The 2,484-nt window shown below is 65.8% G+C and carries 2 protein-coding genes; one reads left to right on the top strand and one right to left on the bottom strand.

Going from position 1 to position 2,484, the window contains the following annotated elements:
• Positions 1-488: 488 nt before the first annotated feature.
• The gene (locus I5M_RS09690) at positions 489-1,856 is read right to left on the bottom strand and encodes an MmgE/PrpD family protein (RefSeq protein WP_022721220.1); all 1,368 of its coding nucleotides are present in this window, start codon (positions 1,854-1,856) and stop codon (positions 489-491) included.
• Between the two features lie 170 nt (positions 1,857-2,026).
• On the opposite strand from I5M_RS09690, the gene I5M_RS09685 reads away from it, so the two are divergent.
• The coding region (locus I5M_RS09685) for an FUSC family protein (protein WP_031335976.1) at positions 2,027-2,484 on the top strand (458 nt) is incomplete at its 3' end.

The raw sequence follows: 2,484 nt of genomic DNA, 5'->3' as shown, positions 1-2,484 counted from the left end.
GTCGGCAATACTTCGACCGATAGCTACCGCTTTATCCTGCGCAGCCTCCGCGCCAAGGTCGGCGACATCGTCGCGACGTTGTCCAAAATCCCGGATGACAGCCGCAAGCACGAAGACGCGATCATTTGGGGGCGGATCGTCTCGATCGATCGGCACAACCCTTTCTTCCCTGCCGAGGCCGCACAGGAACTGGCCGAACAGAACCTCGAGCTGATCAACACGGTGCTTTCCACCAGCCGCGATTATTTGAACGCGGAGGTACTCATCCTAGGGTCTTCTGGAGCGGATTCCGGGGCGAGGGCGGATCTTTCTCCCCTCACATATCCGGTGCAGCCCGCAGCAAGAGTCGTCAATCCGCCCGCAGCCAGCATTCGGAAGCTGCTTGGAGCTGGACAGGACAACGCGCCCAAGCTCCACGTCGGGACGCTTCTTGGGCGCGCCGACGTGGACGTCTCTTTTGCAGCCAACAAGGTCTATGTCAATACCGCTTATCGGCGCGCCAGAGCACTGACGGCCTCCAGCCGCTCGTGCCGTTCCAGTCCCAGCATCGCTTCCGCAAAGGCTTGGGCCCGTCCGTCCAGCACCGGGCGCGCGAGCTGCAGGAATTTCTGCATCATTGCCTGGTCGGTCGGGAAGGAATCCGGCTCGCCGGACGGATCGGCGTGGATGCGCTCGTGCGTGCCGCCGGCCGTCGTCACCGCCACCCGTGCACCGAAGGGATGCGTCTTGCCTTCCAGGCGCTGGTCGCGGACGACGTCGAACTTGTCGGCGAGCGCGTCGATCGCCGCGTCGCCGAGGCGGGTGTAGTCGTCCCAGCCGAAGCTGCCCTGTTCGAGCGCGAGCGCGCCGGTGAAGAACATCGAGAACTGACCGCCGACGATCGAGCGCGGGTGGCGCTTGGTCGGCGCATCGCCGGTCAGAGTGATGCCGTTCTGATGCAGACCGATCTCGACGCGCGTGACCTGATCGGGCGTGAGATTATGCTCGCGGCGCAGCGCAATCAGCGCATCGATCGCCGCATGGGTGTAGCGGCAGCTCGGATACGGCTTCACGCCGATCTTCATCGTTTCGTAGACCGTGCCCAGCCCTGCAACGGCTTTGTCGTGATGCGGCGTATCGGTGTAGCCGACCAGTAGGCCGTGAATGCCCTCGACGGATTCCGTTGCGCCGACGAAGCCATTCTGCGCCAGCGTCGCGGCGATGACGCCATTCATCGCCGCAGCGCCGACCTGATAGCGCTTGTTCCAGGCGCCATTGACGAGGAACTGCAACGAACCAGCAGCCTGGCTGCCGGAGACGCCGAACGCCGCGATGATGCGCTCGGCCGGCAGGCCGAGCAGCTTGGCGGCCGCTGCCGCGGCTCCATAGGTGCCGGCAGTCGCGGTCGGATGAAAGCCGCGGGCATAGTGCGAGGTCGGGTCGAGCGCGTTGCCGAGCCGGCAGCACACCTCATAGCCGGCCACGATCGCGGTCAGCACGTCGCGGCCCGACGCGCCGACCAGTTCGCCGACCGCGAAGGCGGCCGGCACGACGGGCGCCGAAGGATGCAACGAGGAATCGGCATGGGTGTCGTCGAAATCCAGCGAATGACCGAGTGCGCCATTGAGCAGCGCGGCGACCGCAGGGGTCCAGCGCCTGTCGTCGCCGAACACCGTCGCGCGACCGTCCTGATCGAGCGACAGCGCCTTCAGCGTAGCCAACAGCGCCGGCGTCGACTCTGCTTCCTGCCGCGCGCGGATCGCGCTGCCGAGGAAGTCGAGCGTCAACAGCTTGGCACGTGCCAGCACCTTTTCGGGGATGTCGTCGTAGCGTAGCGCGGCCACATAGCCGGCGAGTGTGGCGGTTTCTTCGGCCATCTTGTCTCCTGGGTTGCGCGCACGTTAGGCGCCCGCCCGCGGGGGTTCAAGCCGTGCGCAGCGCAGGCGGCCTTGCGGTTTGTCCGGATTTGCCGAAGTCGCGCCAACATGCTCTGTCAGCCATTCGCGCAGCCGCGTCGACCGCGGCGACAATGATCTTGTGAAGACGAATGTTCAGCTCTTCTCGCCTGCGAATTCCTCGGTTGCCTTGGGGGCTGGCGCTGCGCCTGACCATGGCGGCGGTGTTGGCGCTCGGAGTGGCTCAGGCCCTACATCTGCGGCTGCCGCTGTGGGCGGTGCTGACGGCGCTTATTGTCACGCAATCCAGCGTCGGCGGTTCGTTGAAGGTCGCCGGTGATTATCTGGTCGGGACCATCGGCGGCGCGATCTATGGCGGCGCCATCACGATCCTGATTCCGCATTCGAGCGAAGCGGCGCTGCTCGCCGTGCTGGTGCTGGCGGTCGCGCCGGTCGCCTTGATCGCGGCAGCCAAGCCGCGCTTCAGCGTCGCCACCGTGACGGTGGTGATCGTGCTGCTGGTGCCGACCATCACCAAGGTCGATCCGTTGACCTCTGCGGTCGACCGCGTCCTGGAAGTCGCGGTCGGCGCCATTATCGGGCTGTCGGT

It is taken from the genome of Rhodopseudomonas sp. B29 (assembly GCF_000333455.1).
GTDB lineage: Bacteria > Pseudomonadota > Alphaproteobacteria > Rhizobiales > Xanthobacteraceae > Rhodopseudomonas.
This window is presented reverse-complemented; position numbering and strand designations above follow the sequence as displayed.

Coding starts and splice junctions, on each gene's coding strand:
- I5M_RS09690 (WP_022721220.1), bottom strand. CDS start 1,856: ATGGCCGAAGAAACCGCCACACTCGCCGGCTATGTGGCCGCGCTACGC.